The 3,110-nt window shown below is 33.2% G+C and carries 2 protein-coding genes and 1 pseudogene; 1 reads left to right on the plus strand and 2 read right to left on the minus strand.

The window, feature by feature from the left end:
* Nucleotides 1-382: 382 nt before the first annotated feature.
* Both BAU27_RS29395 and BAU27_RS33155 read right to left on the minus strand, forming a co-directional pair.
* A complete protein-coding gene (locus tag BAU27_RS29395) occupies nt 383-1,921 on the minus strand; it encodes a thiol-activated cytolysin family protein (RefSeq protein ID WP_071772899.1) in 1,539 nt (512 codons plus the stop codon).
* A gap of 517 nt (nt 1,922-2,438) precedes the next feature.
* A pseudogene (locus BAU27_RS33155) lies at nt 2,439-2,549 on the minus strand (IS6 family transposase); the annotation flags it as partial.
* An 88-nt stretch (nt 2,550-2,637) separates the two neighbouring features.
* Here BAU27_RS33155 and BAU27_RS29400 point away from each other — a divergent pair.
* Nucleotides 2,638-3,110, plus strand: a 473-nt coding sequence (locus tag BAU27_RS29400) for an IS6 family transposase (protein WP_071772900.1), incomplete at its 3' end; no start/stop codon positions are given.

The following is a 3,110-nucleotide window of genomic DNA, read 5'->3' on the forward strand; positions in this document are numbered from 1 at the left end:
ACGATAATAAAATACTACGTGAAAAGATCGCATTTTGTATAAAAATATCCCTTAAGTTGATGGGTGTGGGGTTGTACCCCACATAGGTACAAATACCTTTCGGGTACAGGGACATATACAAACATCGTACTAGCACCTAATTATAATTCTAGTTTGTTAGAAGAAAACTCATCAAAAGTATTTGTATATTAATTAAATAAAAAAGTTATTATTTCTGTTATGATGATGTTTTAGTAAACCATCTGACTGATAAGAGTATAAGCAACCTCAATGTTCTTTATGTAAAAAAATAAAAAACAGATAGAATTCAATATGTTCTTTGAATTCTATCTGTTTTTTGAATGGCCCCAAAAAGAAGTAATCGTTGCCGTGCCCCTTTTACCTAATGACTAATATTAGCACTTGGGTATAATGTTGTTCCTCCAATTGAAACTTTTATTTCATTGGTTAATGGAACATTTTGTTCATTAATAATTGTTCTCCACCATTCCCATGCAAGACCTGTACATTCTCTCGCTACGACTTTTACATTTTTTGAATTCGGTGGAAGTGGTATTACTGTAGAGTAATGAGCCGTTTTATCTTGGTTGTTTCCTTCCCAAGTTTTATGTGTTAATACTTCTTTCCCATTTTGATCATATGAGAATTCATCCCAAGATACATCAAATTGAGCAACATATGCACCGTAATGATCAAGGGTCATTTTCGCACTTGAATATTCTGTAGTTGTAGTCTCAATATAATCTGTATTGTTATGAACAGCAGCAGTTGCGTTATCTTTTAAGAAAGTGCTTGTATATGAAATTGGGTATGCTGGATTTTTAGAACTTAATTCTGCATTATCTTTAATGACATTTCGGATTTCATTAAAATCTTTTGAAACAACCTTGTTATGCTCTTTTGCATCTCCGCCTAATACTACAGCGGTAAAGGTACTGTCTTCAAAAATATCTTTGTACTGTCCACTCGTTTCAACGCCTTGCCCCTTAATTAAGGCTTTAAAGGCAGCTTGTACATCTTTGCTCTTAGATGATGTTTCTAATTTTACATAAACTGTTCTACCATAAGCTACATTTGACACCATAACAGGCGGAGCCGCATTACTTACCCCTTTACGAGTTAGCTCATCAAAAGTAACGCTATTATCAAAAAGATCGGATGGATTGTTAGGTAGTTCTGCACTTACGGTATAAAAGATTTGCTTATATGCCGCAACCATCACTTTTTTCTCTCCATCTGAAATCGCTTTAAAATCAATGTTCAGTGAATTGTCAAGATATTTAGCGTTAACATTAAGAGCACTTGCTATTTGAGATTTACTATAAACCATAGATTCTGTATACTGCATTCTTGCAGGTAACGTATGTGTTTTTGAATATTTTTCATTCCAAGTAGATACTAATTCATCTACTGCTCCAGACACATTACCATATGTCGGATTTTGGACAGTAATTGTATTGTCTTTTCTCATGCCAGGTAAGTCTATACTAATATTCAAAGGTTTTCTCTTAGCTACTAACAAACTAGGTTGATTATCTGCAAAAGCTTTATTTGCAAGTTGTACTGCTCCTGGATAAGTACGATTAGCCACAGAATCAATAATCGAAATATCGACTGGTGAAGTTGTAAGTGATTTTTTCTCACGTTCCACTACTACAAATTTACCATTTGAATTTGTACTTTCTTTCGGAACAAAACTCTCTACTTTATCCCCATTTACTGCTAAAACCTCTTGATTGTTATACTTTAGATTTCCTATGCCAGTATCAATGTTAATAGCTTTTTTTGTTGCATCAGCTGAATTACTTGTTTTTATTTCAGCGAAGGAAATAGAAGAATAATTAATAGTGCATAAGCCAATTGATAAACATGCTAATAATTTGATTCCTTTAACACTTTTTATAATTTTCAAAAAATTCAACCCCTTCCTTTTTTCGTATTAAGGTATGATAATGCTTTATAAATGATTGCTAAATAATAAACTTACATAAATGTTTTTAAAAGCTCTTGAACTAATGGAATTACTCCACCTAAAAATTTCAATACCGCCATTGCGATTTCCATATTATTTCCTCCTCTTTTGTCGTTGCTAAGATGTGATTTATCTTTATGTTTTCATTATAGTAAGTACTTATATATATATCAACACATTCTGATATGCAATATTACATCTTAAAACCATGTTTTATGCTGTTATAATAGAATAGGTAAATTCTACAGCATTTTTCGATATACTGAAAAGCTAATGAGCATGAGAGTTCCAGTAGGTAAAAAGGGAAAAGAATGTTTATCATTCTTTTCCCTTTTTGTATTTTCATGCACCTCACATATCTATCGTAAGAGAGTACTTTTATACGATTTTTTACTACATTCCTTTTCTTGGTTCTGTTGCAAAGTTTCCGAAGACATAAAGAGATGGGGAATATTATGGACCAGTTTTATGAAACTATTAATAATTCGTGTAATGCGTTATACGTCGAAAAAACGAAGTTTGGTTGAAGACTTCGCTTTTGTTTGTATATGGCATAGACAGTTTCTATACCTTTAATAGGGTTCTGGTGCAAACACTCCAAAACGCTTGTAAGTAACCTCCTAAACTTGGACATACTGATACTAGTACTCTGAAAAATGATGTGATTGGTATGGAAAAGCAAAAATCTATTCAAGTGGAAACATTATCAACCTGATATTATTTTATTAACCGTGAGATGGTACCTAGGGTACAACCTCAGTTTTCGTAATTTAGTCGAAATGATGGAAGAACGTGGGTTATCCCTTGCTCATACAACTATCATGCGATGGGTTCATCAATATGGTCCTGAATTAGATAAGCGAGTACGACGTCATCTTAAATCAGCCAATGATTCTTGGCGAGTCGATGAGACGTATGTGAAAGTCAAAGGTCAATGGATGTACCTATATCGTGCTGTTGATTCAAAAGGAAATACAATTGATTTTTATTTAAGCAAAACAAGAGATCATAGGACTGCAAAGCGTTTTTTCAAGAAAGCTTTGCAGTCTTTTCATGCTTCAAAGCTCCGTGTGATAACAGTAGACAAAAACCCGGCCTATCCTATAGCGATTGAAGAGTTGAAGAAAGAGAAAAAAAT

Origin of the sequence: Bacillus sp. NH11B (assembly GCF_001884205.1) — a bacterium.
GTDB lineage: Bacteria > Bacillota > Bacilli > Bacillales > Bacillaceae_G > Bacillus_A > Bacillus_A proteolyticus.